Origin of the sequence: Devosia sp. (assembly GCF_028290625.1) — a bacterium.
Taxonomy (GTDB): Bacteria; Pseudomonadota; Alphaproteobacteria; order Rhizobiales; family Devosiaceae; genus Devosia.
On the sequence record NZ_JAQGJM010000045.1, the window covers coordinates 15,318 to 27,996 of the forward strand.

Annotated in this window: 25 protein-coding genes and 1 pseudogene; 22 read left to right on the plus strand and 4 right to left on the minus strand. The window is 62.3% G+C overall.

Annotated elements, in window-relative coordinates:
• Window positions 1–31 precede the first annotated feature (31 nt).
• Window positions 32–709 (minus strand): DNA cytosine methyltransferase, encoded by a 678-nt coding sequence (locus JWR51_RS23345; protein WP_299753430.1) that lies wholly within the window; start codon window positions 707–709, stop codon window positions 32–34.
• The gene (locus JWR51_RS23350; protein WP_299753432.1) at window positions 706–1,074 is read right to left on the minus strand and encodes a hypothetical protein; all 369 of its coding nucleotides are present in this window, start codon (window positions 1,072–1,074) and stop codon (window positions 706–708) included. The genes JWR51_RS23345 and JWR51_RS23350 overlap by 4 nt, the downstream gene beginning before the upstream one ends.
• On the opposite strand from JWR51_RS23350, the gene JWR51_RS23355 reads away from it, so the two are divergent.
• Entirely contained in the window at window positions 1,073–1,561 is a 489-nt protein-coding gene (locus tag JWR51_RS23355) for a hypothetical protein (protein WP_299753434.1), read from the plus strand. The genes JWR51_RS23350 and JWR51_RS23355 overlap by 2 nt on opposite strands.
• On the opposite strand, the gene JWR51_RS23360 is transcribed toward JWR51_RS23355, so the two are convergent.
• Window positions 1,540–2,307 (minus strand): hypothetical protein, encoded by a 768-nt coding sequence (locus JWR51_RS23360; RefSeq protein WP_299753436.1) that lies wholly within the window; start codon window positions 2,305–2,307, stop codon window positions 1,540–1,542. The genes JWR51_RS23355 and JWR51_RS23360 overlap by 22 nt on opposite strands.
• A 354-nt stretch (window positions 2,308–2,661) precedes the next feature.
• Window positions 2,662–2,874 (minus strand): hypothetical protein, encoded by a 213-nt coding sequence (locus JWR51_RS23365; RefSeq protein ID WP_299753438.1) that lies wholly within the window; start codon window positions 2,872–2,874, stop codon window positions 2,662–2,664.
• Between the two features lie 82 nt (window positions 2,875–2,956).
• Here JWR51_RS23365 and JWR51_RS23370 point away from each other — a divergent pair, with 82 nt between their 5' ends.
• From JWR51_RS23370 to JWR51_RS23465, 21 genes and pseudogenes are all read left to right on the plus strand, one after another.
• Window positions 2,957–3,274: a hypothetical protein gene (locus JWR51_RS23370; protein ID WP_299753440.1), complete on the plus strand. Its 318-nt coding sequence runs from the start codon at window positions 2,957–2,959 to the stop codon at window positions 3,272–3,274.
• A gap of 312 nt (window positions 3,275–3,586) precedes the next feature.
• Window positions 3,587–3,982 carry a hypothetical protein gene (locus tag JWR51_RS23375; RefSeq protein WP_299753442.1) on the plus strand — a complete coding sequence of 132 codons (396 nt, stop codon included), beginning with the start codon at window positions 3,587–3,589 and terminating at the stop codon, window positions 3,980–3,982.
• A 5-nt stretch (window positions 3,983–3,987) separates the two neighbouring features.
• Window positions 3,988–4,293, plus strand: a complete 306-nt coding sequence (locus JWR51_RS23380) for a hypothetical protein (RefSeq protein ID WP_299753444.1) — start codon at window positions 3,988–3,990, stop codon at window positions 4,291–4,293.
• Window positions 4,294–4,298: 5 nt separating this feature from the next.
• Window positions 4,299–4,574 (plus strand): hypothetical protein, encoded by a 276-nt coding sequence (locus JWR51_RS23385; RefSeq protein WP_299753446.1) that lies wholly within the window; start codon window positions 4,299–4,301, stop codon window positions 4,572–4,574.
• A complete protein-coding gene (locus JWR51_RS23390) occupies window positions 4,574–4,888 on the plus strand; it encodes a hypothetical protein (RefSeq protein WP_299753448.1) in 315 nt (104 codons plus the stop codon). The genes JWR51_RS23385 and JWR51_RS23390 overlap by 1 nt, the downstream gene beginning before the upstream one ends.
• A 202-nt stretch (window positions 4,889–5,090) precedes the next feature.
• On the plus strand, window positions 5,091–5,891 hold the full coding sequence (locus JWR51_RS23395) for a hypothetical protein (RefSeq protein WP_299753450.1): 801 nt from the start codon (window positions 5,091–5,093) through the stop codon (window positions 5,889–5,891).
• Window positions 5,888–6,055 carry a hypothetical protein gene (locus JWR51_RS23400; protein ID WP_299753452.1) on the plus strand — a complete coding sequence of 56 codons (168 nt, stop codon included), beginning with the start codon at window positions 5,888–5,890 and terminating at the stop codon, window positions 6,053–6,055. The genes JWR51_RS23395 and JWR51_RS23400 overlap by 4 nt, the downstream gene beginning before the upstream one ends.
• Window positions 6,052–6,288: a hypothetical protein gene (locus JWR51_RS23405; protein WP_299753454.1), complete on the plus strand. Its 237-nt coding sequence runs from the start codon at window positions 6,052–6,054 to the stop codon at window positions 6,286–6,288. The genes JWR51_RS23400 and JWR51_RS23405 overlap by 4 nt, the downstream gene beginning before the upstream one ends.
• A gap of 82 nt (window positions 6,289–6,370) precedes the next feature.
• The gene (locus tag JWR51_RS23410; RefSeq protein WP_299753456.1) at window positions 6,371–7,087 is read left to right on the plus strand and encodes a hypothetical protein; all 717 of its coding nucleotides are present in this window, start codon (window positions 6,371–6,373) and stop codon (window positions 7,085–7,087) included.
• The gene (gene bet, locus JWR51_RS23415; protein ID WP_299753458.1) at window positions 7,087–8,010 is read left to right on the plus strand and encodes a phage recombination protein Bet; all 924 of its coding nucleotides are present in this window, start codon (window positions 7,087–7,089) and stop codon (window positions 8,008–8,010) included. Before JWR51_RS23410 ends, bet begins: the two co-directional genes overlap by 1 nt.
• Window positions 8,007–8,480, plus strand: a complete 474-nt coding sequence (locus JWR51_RS23420) for a hypothetical protein (protein WP_299753460.1) — start codon at window positions 8,007–8,009, stop codon at window positions 8,478–8,480. The genes bet and JWR51_RS23420 overlap by 4 nt, the downstream gene beginning before the upstream one ends.
• Complete coding sequence (locus JWR51_RS23425; protein ID WP_299753462.1) at window positions 8,477–8,734, plus strand: hypothetical protein; 258 nt, start codon at window positions 8,477–8,479, stop codon at window positions 8,732–8,734. Before JWR51_RS23420 ends, JWR51_RS23425 begins: the two co-directional genes overlap by 4 nt.
• Complete coding sequence (locus tag JWR51_RS23430; RefSeq protein WP_299753464.1) at window positions 8,735–9,172, plus strand: HNH endonuclease; 438 nt, start codon at window positions 8,735–8,737, stop codon at window positions 9,170–9,172.
• The gene (locus JWR51_RS23435; protein WP_299753466.1) at window positions 9,169–9,393 is read left to right on the plus strand and encodes a hypothetical protein; all 225 of its coding nucleotides are present in this window, start codon (window positions 9,169–9,171) and stop codon (window positions 9,391–9,393) included. The genes JWR51_RS23430 and JWR51_RS23435 overlap by 4 nt, the downstream gene beginning before the upstream one ends.
• Complete coding sequence (locus tag JWR51_RS23440) at window positions 9,377–9,562, plus strand: hypothetical protein (RefSeq protein WP_299753467.1); 186 nt, start codon at window positions 9,377–9,379, stop codon at window positions 9,560–9,562. Before JWR51_RS23435 ends, JWR51_RS23440 begins: the two co-directional genes overlap by 17 nt.
• Before the next feature lie 5 nt (window positions 9,563–9,567).
• Window positions 9,568–10,236 (plus strand): hypothetical protein, encoded by a 669-nt coding sequence (locus JWR51_RS23445; protein WP_299753469.1) that lies wholly within the window; start codon window positions 9,568–9,570, stop codon window positions 10,234–10,236.
• Window positions 10,237–10,378: 142 nt separating this feature from the next.
• Window positions 10,379–10,567 (plus strand): hypothetical protein, encoded by a 189-nt coding sequence (locus JWR51_RS23450; protein WP_299753471.1) that lies wholly within the window; start codon window positions 10,379–10,381, stop codon window positions 10,565–10,567.
• The gene (locus tag JWR51_RS23455; protein ID WP_299753473.1) at window positions 10,564–11,007 is read left to right on the plus strand and encodes a hypothetical protein; all 444 of its coding nucleotides are present in this window, start codon (window positions 10,564–10,566) and stop codon (window positions 11,005–11,007) included. The genes JWR51_RS23450 and JWR51_RS23455 overlap by 4 nt, the downstream gene beginning before the upstream one ends.
• Window positions 11,004–11,270 (plus strand): DUF4326 domain-containing protein, encoded by a 267-nt coding sequence (locus JWR51_RS23460; RefSeq protein ID WP_299753475.1) that lies wholly within the window; start codon window positions 11,004–11,006, stop codon window positions 11,268–11,270. The genes JWR51_RS23455 and JWR51_RS23460 overlap by 4 nt, the downstream gene beginning before the upstream one ends.
• 234 nt (window positions 11,271–11,504) lie before the next feature.
• Window positions 11,505–11,687 (plus strand): annotated as a pseudogene (locus JWR51_RS24085) (helix-turn-helix domain-containing protein); the annotation flags it as partial.
• Between the two features lie 17 nt (window positions 11,688–11,704).
• Window positions 11,705–12,673 carry a site-specific integrase gene (locus JWR51_RS23465; RefSeq protein WP_299753477.1) on the plus strand — a complete coding sequence of 323 codons (969 nt, stop codon included), beginning with the start codon at window positions 11,705–11,707 and terminating at the stop codon, window positions 12,671–12,673.
• The last annotated feature ends 6 nt before the right edge of the window (window positions 12,674–12,679 follow it).

Sequence of the window (12,679 nt, forward strand, 5' to 3'; positions counted from 1 at the left end):
TTGTTTCAGTCGTTGCCGTCAGGGGATGGGGTTAGGCTGCGAGCCGCATTGCTTCGATGTGAGCGATCGCAGCGCGCCCGATGAACTCTGAGAATGCGGGAGGGATGGCCTCGCCCAAGTCGTGACGGTTGGCGTGCCAATCGATGCCCATGTCCGCCGCTCGCTTCTCGTTGCTGTCCCTGTGGGGAAGCCCGCGCCTCTTGCGAGCAGCGCGCACATGCGAGCTGTTGTCGCCGTCCGTGACCGAACTCCAGCCCTCAGCCACTAGGTTGCGGCTGGGGAACCCGAGCAGAAAGGGGGCTGGGAAATTCAGTTCAAAGTGGCGGCGGCGGATAACCCGCAAGCCAGGGAACATGGTCCCGTCCAACACCAGGTCCGCACGCACCGGAGCGCCAGGGACATTCTCAATGCAGGTGACGGCACTAGTCTCGGCAAGCCGCGCGCGGATCGGCGGGATGAGGTTGAGGTGTTTCCCCTTGGCGTCCATATTGTTCGCGTAGGTGAATGCCTGGCATGGCGGTGACGCCCATATGAAATCGAACCCATCCAGAGGGAAGGTCAGCGCGTCGGCCTGGTGAAACTCAAAAGGATACCGGGTCTTGTTCTCGATATCGACGCCGACGACCTCGAACCCGGCTTTCCACAGCCCCATGCTGGCGCCACCAGCGCAGCAGAACAGGTCAAGGGCGCGGAGTTTCCTCTGGCTCACTTGCCGTCTCCCGAAGCTCTGGAGCGATCAAGAGCGCTAGCCAGCGCGCGGAGGCCAGCAGCGAACGCGCCGTAGAAATCCTTGTCCTGGTGGCCCACGACAAGCGCGTCTGCTCGGCTGATGAGTAGGTCGATTTCGGTGAGTTCTTGCCGCCCATATTGGAGACCTGTGTACCTTTCGATGTCGCGCAATTCGCGGGGCCGCACCGCCACGCGCTCGTCAGCATACCAGATGGATTTCGCGCGCTCGTATTCCCATCCGAGGGCGCGGGCCGCAGTACGAATGCGGGCCTTTACCTGTTGCGCGCTACCAACCGGCGCAACGTGGTTCCTGAGCGTGTCCGACGCCCAAGTGAGATCAGACATGTTGGATTTCTCCGTTCGATTTTCGGGCACCTGCGAAGCCTCCGCACATAGTTTCGGGGTCGCAGGTACGGAGGTTCTGGAAATGGCTGTGACCCTTGGCGAGGCTTTGATGAGCGCGTGCGCGAAGGGAATGATTGGTGGCTACGGGGCGGTTGGCGCCGCACCCGATGCCGGGAAAAATGCCGAGGCCGAAGCCCCGGCGAGTTATCAGGGAGGCGTCGATGAGGCAGAAGCTCCGGGAGGCGGAACCTCGGCCAACCGCGACCATGGGATCGCGGCCCTGCTGGTGAGCAGGAATATGGATCGAGCAACCCCCACGCGCAGCCCCAGCGCGGCTCGGTCCATTTTTCTGGTCATCGATAATGAGGGTGGCGGCCGACGCCAGGGTGGGAGAACGTCGGCCGCCGATCGCTCTACCGCGGAGAGGGGCCGCAGGAGCAAACTGGTTGTGATCGAGGGCGGGCATCAGTGCACCGCCTCGGCTTGATGACGCTGTGCATCACGGCGGCGCATGCACGTGCTACACATGTGGTTCCAGCTCGCCTCAACACCGCAGTCGTCGGGATCGACGCACCAGGGGTTAGGCTTGCTGAGGTCGGGTTTGGTTGCCGGGCTTTCGACGGACGCCTGCCCGGCGGAGGCGATTGCGACCGGCATCGTGGCCGTGACCGTCTGCGGAAGCATCGCGGCTTCCGGTTCGGAATGGGGTGCGACGCGTTCCACGTCGCTGGCAGGTACATCCGAGCTGCCTCCCGCGCTGGAACCGGCTCCAGCAGCCATGTCGTCGTTTTCAATTACCGCCGCTGGCACATCGGCCGCGGCTACCGTCGAGCTATTGGGTTCTGTTATCGCGGATCGACCATGTTCGCCTCCATGGTTGGTTTCGGATTCGATGATGACGCCATCAGCGTCATGTTCTGGGATGCTCGAGTGGGGGCTCGAGTTGCCAAATTGTTCAATGTTTTCTCGTGTGCGCCTGGCGCGCGGCGCGCTAAGCACCGCCATGATGCGCTCGGCTTCGGCATCAACCTCGTCGGCGGCAGCTCGCTTGTCCGCATCCTGGCGCGAGCGCTTTACGGCCAGCTTCAGCGAGTCCGCGAACTTCTTGCCGTGAGCTTCCCGAATATGGGACCATGCGTCCTTGAGGTCCGTTTGCGCGGTTTCGCGTTCATCCTCAAGGTCGAAGATGTTCGCGGCATAAGCGCGGATGGCATCGTCGGAGAGGCCGCTCATTCCGCATCCCCCGACAGGACCACGAGCCCAATGGTAGCGGCTACTAGGATGAGGATGATGCCGGATATAGTTCCAGCAGCGAAGGTGAGGGCCATGATGATCATGCGGCCCTCGCCCGATCTAGAACGTCACGGCAGCGTCGGCATTCCCATTGGCCAGCCATGGCAATACGGTCGCAATGATCGCAGAGACGCAGCCTATGATCGCATGCTCTGCGCCAACCGCTGGCGGCCTTGAAGAGGCTCCGAGCGGTGACGCGCCCCATCGGGTAGGGCGTGCGCGCCCATACGATGAAGTGGATGACCTCATCATCGGCATCGGGGACGGCGGCGCGAATGACTGCTGCGAAGCTCGTCATGCCGCCACCCGGCGCTTGGCGCGCTCGATAGCCATGAAGTCGCGTATCTGGCGCTCGGTTTCCGGCCACAGCCGCCCGGGCTTGCCCCGCTTGCCAACCGTCCGCAGCCGCTCAATCAAGCGACCGTTTCCGGTGGCACGGCAGAAGGTCGCCTCCGTCATGCCGGTTTCGTTCAGGAAGGCTTCGATGTCGGAAAGCAGCGAGTTCATGCCGCCAATATGCACGCTATAGCGGGTAGGTCAAGTGCCCGCTAAGACGTGCAAGCGCATTTCGCTAAAACTGGTAACTCTTGTGGCCATGGATTCCGATTGGCTCACTAGGTTCAAAGAGGCGTTGGCAGCGGACGGCAGATCGCCCCGCGCGCTTAGCCTCGACGCCAGCCTCGGCCCCAACTATGTCTCGGAAATGCTCAACCGAGGCAAAGAGCCCGGCGTAGACAAATTGTTGCGCCTGTGCGTCGAGTTAAAGGTCAGCGCGACTTACATACTCACGGGTTCCGAGGTCTCGCCGCAGAGCGAAGAAATGCTCGGCTTGCTCTCGGATATGAAGACAGAGCACCTGACGACTTTGCTTGATTTGGCCCGACAGCTGAAAACCGCCTCGCGATAACCAGCAGCGCCCATTGGGCTTCTGTATCTAGCGAAGACCACGCCCGCCAGGCGCACTCCGCTTTCCCCTTCGCCATTTCGCACTTCTCCCCAGGTCGCCTGTAGGACATCGATCCTCTAATGGGAGGATGTTCCTATTTTGTTCTCATCCCGTCAAGCGATACCAGACCCTACGCTAACCGGAGATTGTCCCCGGCGCAAATCTACGTGTGCATGTTTTTGCGTGCAACACTGTTGACGTGCCCGCTATAGCGTGCATAATGGACCCATCGAACAACGCCACCGGACTACCGGGGCAGATGGGGAAAAGCCGATGAACAAGGAAAACATCCTCAAGGTCGCAGACGCGATTGAGCAGCACTCGATCCCGGACCTCGGTTTCAACATGCACAACTGGACTTATGCGGCCGACAGTGTGGTCACAGACCACTCTGGGCACAACTGCAGAACTGTCGCCTGCATCGCAGGCTGGGCGGCGCGGGTCGCCACCGGACATATGATCAGGGACAGTTATTCGGAAGAAGTTGCGGCCGAATTTTTCGGCATGGACGGGGAGAACGATGACCCTGCGGCGCTCTTTTCCCCGCGCAACATCGACTCCGACCTGTGGAGGTCAATCGATCAGCAGCAGGCCGTCCTGACCCTTCGCCACCTCGCTGAAACCGGCGAAGTCGATTGGTCGGTTGGCGCTCCGGTTGAGGCCGCGTGACCGCCATGACCACCTACAATTTTCAGGGCTACAAGGGCCGCGCCCGCATGGCTTTCACCTGCGAGCATTGTAGCAAGCCGAACCGCACGCGCACGTTCGTTGCGGAACACACCGTCAACCCGTTCAACAAGAACGCTGACGGCTCGATCAAGCAGGCTTCACAGGTGATGCGCGAGGCATCCGCCGAGGCGAAGCGCCAGCGTGACGAGTTCGCCGTCGAGCCGTGGTGCGCCGCCTGTGAGGACGCACTGAGCTACGATGAGCGCAAGGCACTCCGCGCCCGCCGTTCTACCGCCAAGCCGGCCGCGTGACCGCCATGTCAGCCCATACCTCAAAAGCCGGGTTTGTTCCCCAGCCGACCGATCTTGCCGGTAAGCCGTACACGCCAGCCCGCAGCTATTCGTGGCTCACGGATGCATGGCGGGCTGACTATGCCGCCCAGTTCGAGGTCGATCCCTCACAGGTCGAAGCTGTCCTCGATAACCGGGATGCGCAGTTGGCGTGGATCGCTGAGCGGCTTGAGTACGAAGACCCGTTCACGCATCACCGGCAGGGCGCTCGTCCGCTCTCCTACGCTGAGAAGGTGTTCTGATGGCAACTGCACCAAACCCCGCCGACTTTTCGGTGAATGAGCGCGCTAACGAATACGAGGTGCGGTTCTCTGTGCGCGGCGAAATTCGCCTCACCATCAACGCCGAAAGCCCGGAAGACGCAAGGTCAAAAGCCGAGGCTATGACCGAGGACGAAGAGTTCGGTCTTGAGCTTGACGACACGGACGAGGTTCGCGTCGATCACGTCTGGAAGACCCGCCCAATGTTCCTCGTCACTCGCGAGGGCAAGAAGATGCAGGTGTCTCGCCTCGATGCAGGCGACCTGCCCCGCGAACCTGATGACCGGGGGTTCTGATGGACGCGCACTCTCCCGACTTCGTCGCCCTCGCCCGCGACCGTGACGAGCGCCTAGCCCGTCTTGACGCCTATCTCGACACCCTCGCGAGCAACCCAATCCTCCGTGATCCTGACCTTGAGCTAATAGCCACAGCCCCGGCTGCGACATGCGCGGGGGCGGTGAATTTGATCGAGGCAGTTCGTGCGGCTGAGGTGGCAGCATGAGCTCCCCGAAGGAAGGCGATATCATCGCCGTGTGGTTCTCGTGCGGCGCCGCCAGCGCCGTTGCGGCGAAGCTGACGCTGGAGCGCTACGGCAACCTCTGCGAGGTGCGGGTGGTCAATAACCCCGTCATGGAAGAGGACGAGGACAACCGCCGCTTTCTCGCTGACGTTCAGGATTGGCTTGGCGTCACCATCGAGGACGCCCGCAACTCGAAGTACCCGAACGCCTCAGCAGAGGAAGTATGGGACATTCGTGGCGGGATGTCATTCCCCCATGGCGCTCCATGCACAGTCAGCCTCAAGAAAGAGGCTCGGCAGCAGTGGGAAGCGGCGAACATTTCCGGCAGCCCGATGGGTCCTGGGTGCTGGCACGTCATGGGCTTTGGTGCGGAAGAGCAGGACCGCGCCAGGATGTTTGCGCTCACTGAACGGAGCAACACGCTTCCCGTTCTCATCGAAGCCGGCATGACGCGGCAGGCTTGCTACGAGTACATCGTTAACGCTGGCCTAAAGCCGCCACGCATCTACGAACTCAAATACCCGAATGCGAATTGTGTCGGCTGCGTCAAGGCGACCTCGCCAACCTACTGGAACCATGTCCGTAAGGTTCATCCCGAGGTGTTCGCCAGCCGGGCTGAACAGTCGCGCCGCCTCGGCTCCAAACTGGTCCGCGTCAATAACGAACGCATCTACCTCGATGAGCTAGACCCCGCCGCAAAGGGCCGCCCGTTGGCGTCGTTGCAGATGCCGGAATGCGGACTGTTCTGCGAGGAAAAGCCGATCGCGAGGGCAACATGAACCCCTCTCCCACCATCAACAAGACCATCTTGTCCGAAGCCATAGCTGAAACACGGTCGCTGTTCTTCCGCGCGGGTGATCTTTCCGAGTTCAGCCTGTTCGTTGCCGGGATGGCAGCTTTCGTCGGGCTGGTAGCACGCATGATTGGAGTGTGGACGCCATGACCGACTGGAACTTCGATATCAGCGCCGCGCCGCGTGGCCACACCGAAACGCGCACTGCCAAGGGGCAGCCGTACGAAGCTTTCGTGGGAGATCCCATCATCGTCGCCACCGAGGACGGCACCGTCACGCTGAGCCAGTGGCTGCCGAAGACTGAGCGCTGGGAAATGCTCGGCAAGGACGAAGCGCCAATCGCGTGGCAGCCGTGGCCGAAGCATCCGAGGGACGCATCGTGAGCAACCCCCGTCTCTTAGCCCTCATCCTCTCCCTGTCCGCCCTTACGGCGACGATAGACCTTACCCGAAGTGGAGCGAAGCCGTGAACGCGCACGTCACCACCGATAGCCAGCCGCTCCGCAACATCACGCCGTTCGATGAAGTCGCGCTGGAAATCGAAGACCTCTTTGAGGAAGCCGCGCATTGGGCGGACGGTTCGCCCGTCGAGAACCAGGCGCAGTGCGATGCCCTCGACGTACTCGACAAGAACCTACTCGACGCCAGCAAGCGCCTCGACGCTTTGCGGGTGGAAGAGAAGCGCCCGCTGGACGAACAGGTACAGGCAATTCAGGACCGGTACAACCCGTTCATCCAGCCCAAGAAGGGCAAGGTCGATATCGCCCGCGCCGCCCTGAACCCGCTCCGCGCGGCGTGGAAAGAGAAGGAACGCCAGCGCAAGGAAGCCGAGGCGCAGAAGGCCCGCGAAGAAGCGGAAGCGGCGCGCATCGAAGCCGAGAGGCTGATCCGCGAGAGCGCCGGGAACCTCACCGCCCGCGTCGATGCAGAGCACATGCTGAGCGGCGCCAAGATTGCCGAGCGAGACGCCAAGAAGGCCGTCAAGGCGGCGACCACCGGGCTTGGGCTGCGCAAGTCCTACCAGGTGGAAGTGTCCGACCTCAACGAGGCCGTGAAGTACTACTGGCGCACGAGCCGAGCCGAGTTCTCAACGCTGATCGCCGGGCTCGCCATGACCGAAGTCCAGCGCGGCGCCCGGATGATCCCCGGCATCACCATCACCGAAATCAGGAAGGCACTCTGATGAACGCCATTGCCACTATCGAGCCGCGCGGCGTCGTCACGTTCGACGCGGAATCCATCGACCTGATCAAGCGCACTATCGCCAAGGGTTCGACCGACGATGAACTGGCGCTGTTCCTCAACCAGTGCAAGCGCACCGGCCTCGATCCGTTCGCCCGCCAGATTTACGCGGTGAAGCGTTGGGACGGGCAACAGCGCCGGGAAGTCATGTCGGTGCAGACCAGCATCGACGGCTTCCGGCTCATTGCGGAGCGCAGCGGCAAATACGCCGGACAGGTTGGCCCGTTCTGGTGCGGGGAAGATGGCCGCTGGGTGGACGTGTGGCTGTCCAATGAGCCGCCCGTGGCCGCCCGTGTCGGCGTCCTACGCTCCGACTTCTCCGAACCCTGCTACGGCGTGGCTCGTTTCGACGGCTACGCCCAGCGGAAGAAGGAAGGCGACCTGACGCGCATGTGGCAGGTTATGGGCGACGTGATGATCGCCAAGTGCGCGGAAGCGCTGGCGTTGCGCAAGGCGTTCCCGCAGGAACTTTCCGGGCTCTACACCGCCGACGAAATGGCGCAGGCCAGCAATGGCGCTGACACCGAGCAGCGCGTGGCTGTTGAGCACAAGCCGTCGCCGGAGGACAGCCAGGCTACCTACGACCGGCTGAGCACTGGCAACGCCGGCCTCGCCAGCATCGAAGCGTTCGATGACTTCTGGACCAATGCTGAGAACCATAGCGCCGCAGTGGCCCTGCCCCGCAACCTGAAGCTCATGCTGAAGCAGGAGAAGGACGCCAAGCAGGATGAACTGTCGCCCCCGGCTGACGCCGCGCCAGTCGATGATGACGCCTTCCCCGGCGACATGCCGGCGGCGCGTACCCTTGGCGACCACCTCGACAATCTTGAGCGGCAGGAACGGGCCGGGCAGGAGGCGCGGTGACCGACGCAGCGATCATCCAGGCGACCTACTCCGAGTGGAAGATGGTCAAGACCCGCAAGGTTCTCGTGCTGAGCTTCGAAGTGCCATTGGAGGCGCAAGCCGCCGTTCAGGCCGCGCTTGGCACTCCCATGCCGGATGCCGAGACGTGGGTTGCCATCGCGCGGCTACGTCCTGAAGCAACTGTTGCAGAAATTGCAACGGTTGAGCCGCCCGCAATCGAGCATCAGCCCGAGCCGCCGCTTCGCAAGCCCGCCAAGCTGGCACAACTCGCCGGCATCATGTGCAACGAGGGGGCGTTCCTCCGCTTCAGCGGATCGAAGAATGCTGACGAAGCTGCGAACTGGCTACGTGGCCACTGCAACGTCGTATCGCGTGCTGACCTCGATACCAACGAGGACGCTGCGATCACCTTCCGTCGCATCAAGGCCGAATACGATTTCTGGATGCGTGGTGAGGAGCAAGCGGCATGAACACTGACGAAAAGGCGCTTGCCAAGTATCGCTACGCGCAGTCAGTCGGCGTGAGCGAGGCGGTGTTGCGCGAGAAAATCAAACTGCTCGAAACCGCGCTACTCAACACTCAGCACGTTGGCTTCTCATACTACATGGGCGGCCCTGGATTGACGCACGGGCAGGCCGCTCACCGGGCCACAACGGCGCTGAAAGAGGCGCTGAAGAAGCACGCTTGGGCTGCTATCCAGCGCGTTCGCGGGATGGGGGAATAGATGGCGCTTGAGTTCATCGCCCCCACCAAGCGCCGCGGCATGACCAAGGCCCGCGCGGCCCGCATCTTTCTCGACGCCAACGGCATCTGCTGCAACTGCGCCACGCAAATCCGTCAGGGTGAGAAGTGGTTCGTTGAACACGTCGAAAGCCTAGCTCAGGGCGGGGCTGACGACGACAAGAACGCTCGCCCGGCTCATACCCGCTGCAAGGCCGCCAAGGACGCTACGGACGCAGCCAGCAAGGCAAAGCGCGACCGTCTGGTGACGGCAGGCTGGGACCGTGGCGACAAGCCAAAGATGCAGGGCGCCGGGTTCCGCAAGGCTGCAAAGCAAAAGCGCGCATCCACCCCCGTAAAGCCGAAGTACGAAGGCGACCGCTTTGGTGTTCGCAGCGGCTTCGGAAGCATCGTTTTCATCGATGAGGATTCCACACTGTGACCGAAGCTAGAGCTATATCGGACGGACGGCTCGGAGAGATCGACTGGCAGGCATCGCCGCCGTTCATCACCAGCACCTCGGGGTTTGGCGACTACTACGTGACCGTGAAGGTGCATTCGATCGAAGAGCTTCACGCCGCCTATGACCTCGTGCTGAAGGCGTTCAGCGATGCCCATTCCGACCTGCTGACAAAGAGGTGGCGCGATGCGAACCAGGGTTAGGCAGTCGTCCTTCGACTGGCGCGTCGATCGGCTCGTGCTCGGCTTCCTTTGGGTGCCGATGGGCCGTTGGATCGCCGCAGACTGGTGGAGCCCCTATCAGTTCGACACTGCGTCGGACGCTCTTCATTTCGCCAATGTCGCCCGCGCTCGCGCCTCCCTCCAGGATTAATCCCCATGTCAGAGCATGAAGTGAAGCTGCTACCGTGGAACTTGATCGTTGCCGAGCGGCAGCGGCAAATCTCGGTGGAGGGCTGGACGCCGGCCCACGATGATGAGCACGACGACGGGGCAATGCTTCGAGCGGCTGTGCTCTACATCTGGCACGGAACCGATAGGCAGGCCAACCAGGTCTTCATCCTTTCCGCCGACTACAACGTCCCTCAGGGTTGGCCGTGGGACGCGCAGTGGTGGAAGCCAAAGGACCGACGCTCCAACCTTATCCGAGCCGGAGCGCTATGCCTAGCGGAGCATGATCGTCTCGTCCGCGCCAACAAGCCGACCGGGCCGGCCGACCACAAACTTGGCATCGCATTGCGCGAGCTCTCCGCCCTTTCAGGTATCCCGGCACCGGGAAGCGGGGAGACGGAGCGCTGCGATGTGTCGGTAGTGGGGACCGTGGACGGCATGGACAACCCGACGCGCGACCCGTCTATGTGGGCAACTGTTGTCGAGAGCGACTACGACGGCTCGCTGCGCTGGGACTGCCACACCGAAGGCGACCGAGGTGATGGCGATAGCCTCACCACAATCGAGTTGTCGGCAGACACGTTCCCGGCTGGAACAAAGCTCGAAATCACTGAGCCCGCCGTCCGCTCCCTCTCCAACCCCGGTGGTGGTCTATGACGAAGCTGACGATACTCCCCGCCCCTATGCGCCGCTATCCGTGGCTCGGTAAGCGAACCGACGATCAAATCGTTGCGGAGGCTCTCGCGAAGTTGTCCGTTCGCCTTGCTGCCCTCCTCTCCCTCGAACAGGGGGAGAGGCCGTGAGCAATCCGGAACTCAAGGCAAAAAGCCTCGCCTTCATCCTGCTCGATGACAAGGAGAAAGCATCGTTCGACGCGCTCACCTTTGCGCAGAAAGGGTACTTTCTTCACTGGTTCAGGTCGAACCGCGACAAGGCTGCGCCCACATGGCCGGCAATGATTCGGCGGGCCAAGGAGCAGCGCCCATGACCCAGGGCTCAACCACTACCGGCGAACTGGTGGAGCGCTTGGCTCCGAGTTGGAAGGCCGACGAGCTTCTGAGCATCATCGGTTCCACACTTCGGAAGATGGGCGCTAACGACAGCGCCGATATCCTGAGCCGGGAAATCGTTGCCAATAACGCTCTGAAGCGCGAAGCCGTCGTCGCCCTCACAACCCTTGAGCGTGAACTGGAGGAAAACGCCAATGCGAACGCCCGCCTGACTGAGCAGATGGAGCGCGTAACCTCCGCCCTCACAGCCTCCCAAGCAGAAGTCGAGAGACTGAAGGCCGAACTTGGTCAGCGCGGACCGTTGCTGCAGGCGAACCCTGTGAACACCGAACCGGAGGCAGCGGCCAGTAGGTGGATGAAAGTCGCTGACCATGACGCCCAACCGGCCGCTCTTCAGGTAGAGGAGCGCAAGCCATGAGCCGCGTCCTCAACAAGCGCCGTGACCCTATCGCGCCCGGCGCTGACATCTACATCGGCCGCGGTTCGCCTTGGGGCAATCCGTTCAAGATCGGAACGCACGGCAACCGAGACGAGGTCTGCGACCGCTTCGAACGCGAAGTGCTGCCGACGCTGGACGTTGAACCGCTGCGTGGCAGGAACCTCGTGTGTTGGTGCGCGCCCCAACGATGCCACGGTGACGCCATCCTTCGCAAGCTCGCTGAAACCGAGGCCATGCCATGAACCCCAAGGCAGCTATCATCAGACTGTTGGGCCTCGGTGTAATGGTGCTGGCTTCGGCTCTCGTGGTAAATGTACTCACGGGCGGCGGGGTGCGAGTTGATGGCAGTCGCGCCGATTGCGAGGCGAAGTTTCCGGGCCTGCGCTGCATGATCGTCTGGGTGCCGGAGATGAAGCCATGACTCCCCGTCGCGTACCCACCAAGGCCCTGCTTATAGCTCTGGCTGTTCTCGTTGCATGGGCTGTGTGGGCATATCGGGATTTGATCGGGGGGTGGCTTTGATCAGCGATCGCCCATTTTCCAGCGAGGAACTGGCGGAACGTTGGGGCGTCTCAGCGCAGCACGTTCGCGACCTCATCCGGCTCGGCACCTTGCGCCATTTCCGCGTTGGGCGCTTGATCCGCATCCCCGCAAAAGCCGTCAACGAGTTCGAAGAATGCCAGTCTACAGGGTCAAGCTCTTCCGAGGCAAGTTCTACGCCGTCTGGAGCGACGAGCAGGGAGAGACACAAAGAGCGTCCCTTCGTACCACAGACCGCGAAGAGGCGGAACGCCGCATAGTCGATTTCCGCCGCGAAATGGCGGCGCCGGTCGGATCTACAGTGGGTGATTACGTGCAGGCTTACCTCGACTACAAAGACGGACGAATCCGCGACCACGTGCGCCTCATCGGTGCATGGGCGAACGCCAAGGGCACCTTCGGCGCGTTGCGCCCCGACCAGATCACGCCAGAGCTATGCGAGGAATATGCCACGCATCGGCGGGCGATGGGGCGGAGCGACGGGACCATCCTGAAAGAGATCAACGTCATCCGGCAAGGGCTCAACTGGAACAAGGTCGCCACGGCCCGCTTTGAGGCCCCAGCGGCCCCACCGCCGCGCGACCGCTACCTGACCAAGGATGGGGCCCGGCGCTTGCTGGAGGGCTGTGTGCAACCGCACGTGAAGCTATTTGTGCGGCTGGCATTGCAGACCGCTGGCCGCAAGTCCGCGGTGCTAGGGCTGACCTGGGACCGCGTGGACTTCGAACACAAGCGGATCAACCTCACCGTGGTCGGTGAGAAGAACCGCAAGAAGCGTGCGACCGTGCCATTCGGGGAACAGCTCGAGGCCGAGTTGCGCGCCGCGCACGAGGCTGCCCAGACGCCATACGTGATCGAATACGCTGGCGAGAAGGTGGGGAATATCAAGAAGGGGTTTGGCGCCGCTGCGGTTCGCGCGGGGCTGGGCGACCTCACGCCGCACGACCTGCGACACACGGCCGCAGTGTGGATGGCGGAGGACGGCGTGCCGTTCGAAGAAATCGCGCAGTACCTCGGCCACAGCTCGTCTGCCGTGACGTTCAAGGTCTATGCACGGTTCAGCCCGACTCACCTGAGAAGGGCATCCAAGAGCCTCGAATTTTGAGGCTCT

Bases quoted from the DNA above. Each gene is read 5' to 3' on its own strand.
- JWR51_RS23460 (WP_299753475.1), top strand. From the start codon at position 11,004: ATGAGCCGCGTCCTCAACAAGCGCCGTGACCCTATCGCGCCCGGCGCT.
- JWR51_RS23405 (WP_299753454.1), top strand. From the start codon at position 6,052: ATGACCGACTGGAACTTCGATATCAGCGCCGCGCCGCGTGGCCACACC.
- JWR51_RS23355 (WP_299753434.1), top strand. From the start codon at position 1,073: ATGTTGGATTTCTCCGTTCGATTTTCGGGCACCTGCGAAGCCTCCGCA.
- JWR51_RS23380 (WP_299753444.1), top strand. From the start codon at position 3,988: ATGACCACCTACAATTTTCAGGGCTACAAGGGCCGCGCCCGCATGGCT.
- JWR51_RS23375 (WP_299753442.1), top strand. From the start codon at position 3,587: ATGAACAAGGAAAACATCCTCAAGGTCGCAGACGCGATTGAGCAGCAC.
- JWR51_RS23440 (WP_299753467.1), top strand. From the start codon at position 9,377: ATGCGAACCAGGGTTAGGCAGTCGTCCTTCGACTGGCGCGTCGATCGG.
- JWR51_RS23360 (WP_299753436.1), bottom strand. From the start codon at position 2,307: ATGAGCGGCCTCTCCGACGATGCCATCCGCGCTTATGCCGCGAACATC.
- JWR51_RS23385 (WP_299753446.1), top strand. From the start codon at position 4,299: ATGTCAGCCCATACCTCAAAAGCCGGGTTTGTTCCCCAGCCGACCGAT.
- bet (WP_299753458.1), top strand. From the start codon at position 7,087: ATGAACGCCATTGCCACTATCGAGCCGCGCGGCGTCGTCACGTTCGAC.
- JWR51_RS23400 (WP_299753452.1), top strand. From the start codon at position 5,888: ATGAACCCCTCTCCCACCATCAACAAGACCATCTTGTCCGAAGCCATA.
- JWR51_RS23365 (WP_299753438.1), bottom strand. From the start codon at position 2,874: ATGAACTCGCTGCTTTCCGACATCGAAGCCTTCCTGAACGAAACCGGC.
- JWR51_RS23465 (WP_299753477.1), top strand. From the start codon at position 11,705: ATGCCAGTCTACAGGGTCAAGCTCTTCCGAGGCAAGTTCTACGCCGTC.
- JWR51_RS23455 (WP_299753473.1), top strand. From the start codon at position 10,564: ATGACCCAGGGCTCAACCACTACCGGCGAACTGGTGGAGCGCTTGGCT.
- JWR51_RS23425 (WP_299753462.1), top strand. From the start codon at position 8,477: ATGAACACTGACGAAAAGGCGCTTGCCAAGTATCGCTACGCGCAGTCA.
- JWR51_RS23445 (WP_299753469.1), top strand. From the start codon at position 9,568: ATGTCAGAGCATGAAGTGAAGCTGCTACCGTGGAACTTGATCGTTGCC.
- JWR51_RS23390 (WP_299753448.1), top strand. From the start codon at position 4,574: ATGGCAACTGCACCAAACCCCGCCGACTTTTCGGTGAATGAGCGCGCT.
- JWR51_RS23430 (WP_299753464.1), top strand. From the start codon at position 8,735: ATGGCGCTTGAGTTCATCGCCCCCACCAAGCGCCGCGGCATGACCAAG.
- JWR51_RS23395 (WP_299753450.1), top strand. From the start codon at position 5,091: ATGAGCTCCCCGAAGGAAGGCGATATCATCGCCGTGTGGTTCTCGTGC.
- JWR51_RS23350 (WP_299753432.1), bottom strand. From the start codon at position 1,074: ATGTCTGATCTCACTTGGGCGTCGGACACGCTCAGGAACCACGTTGCG.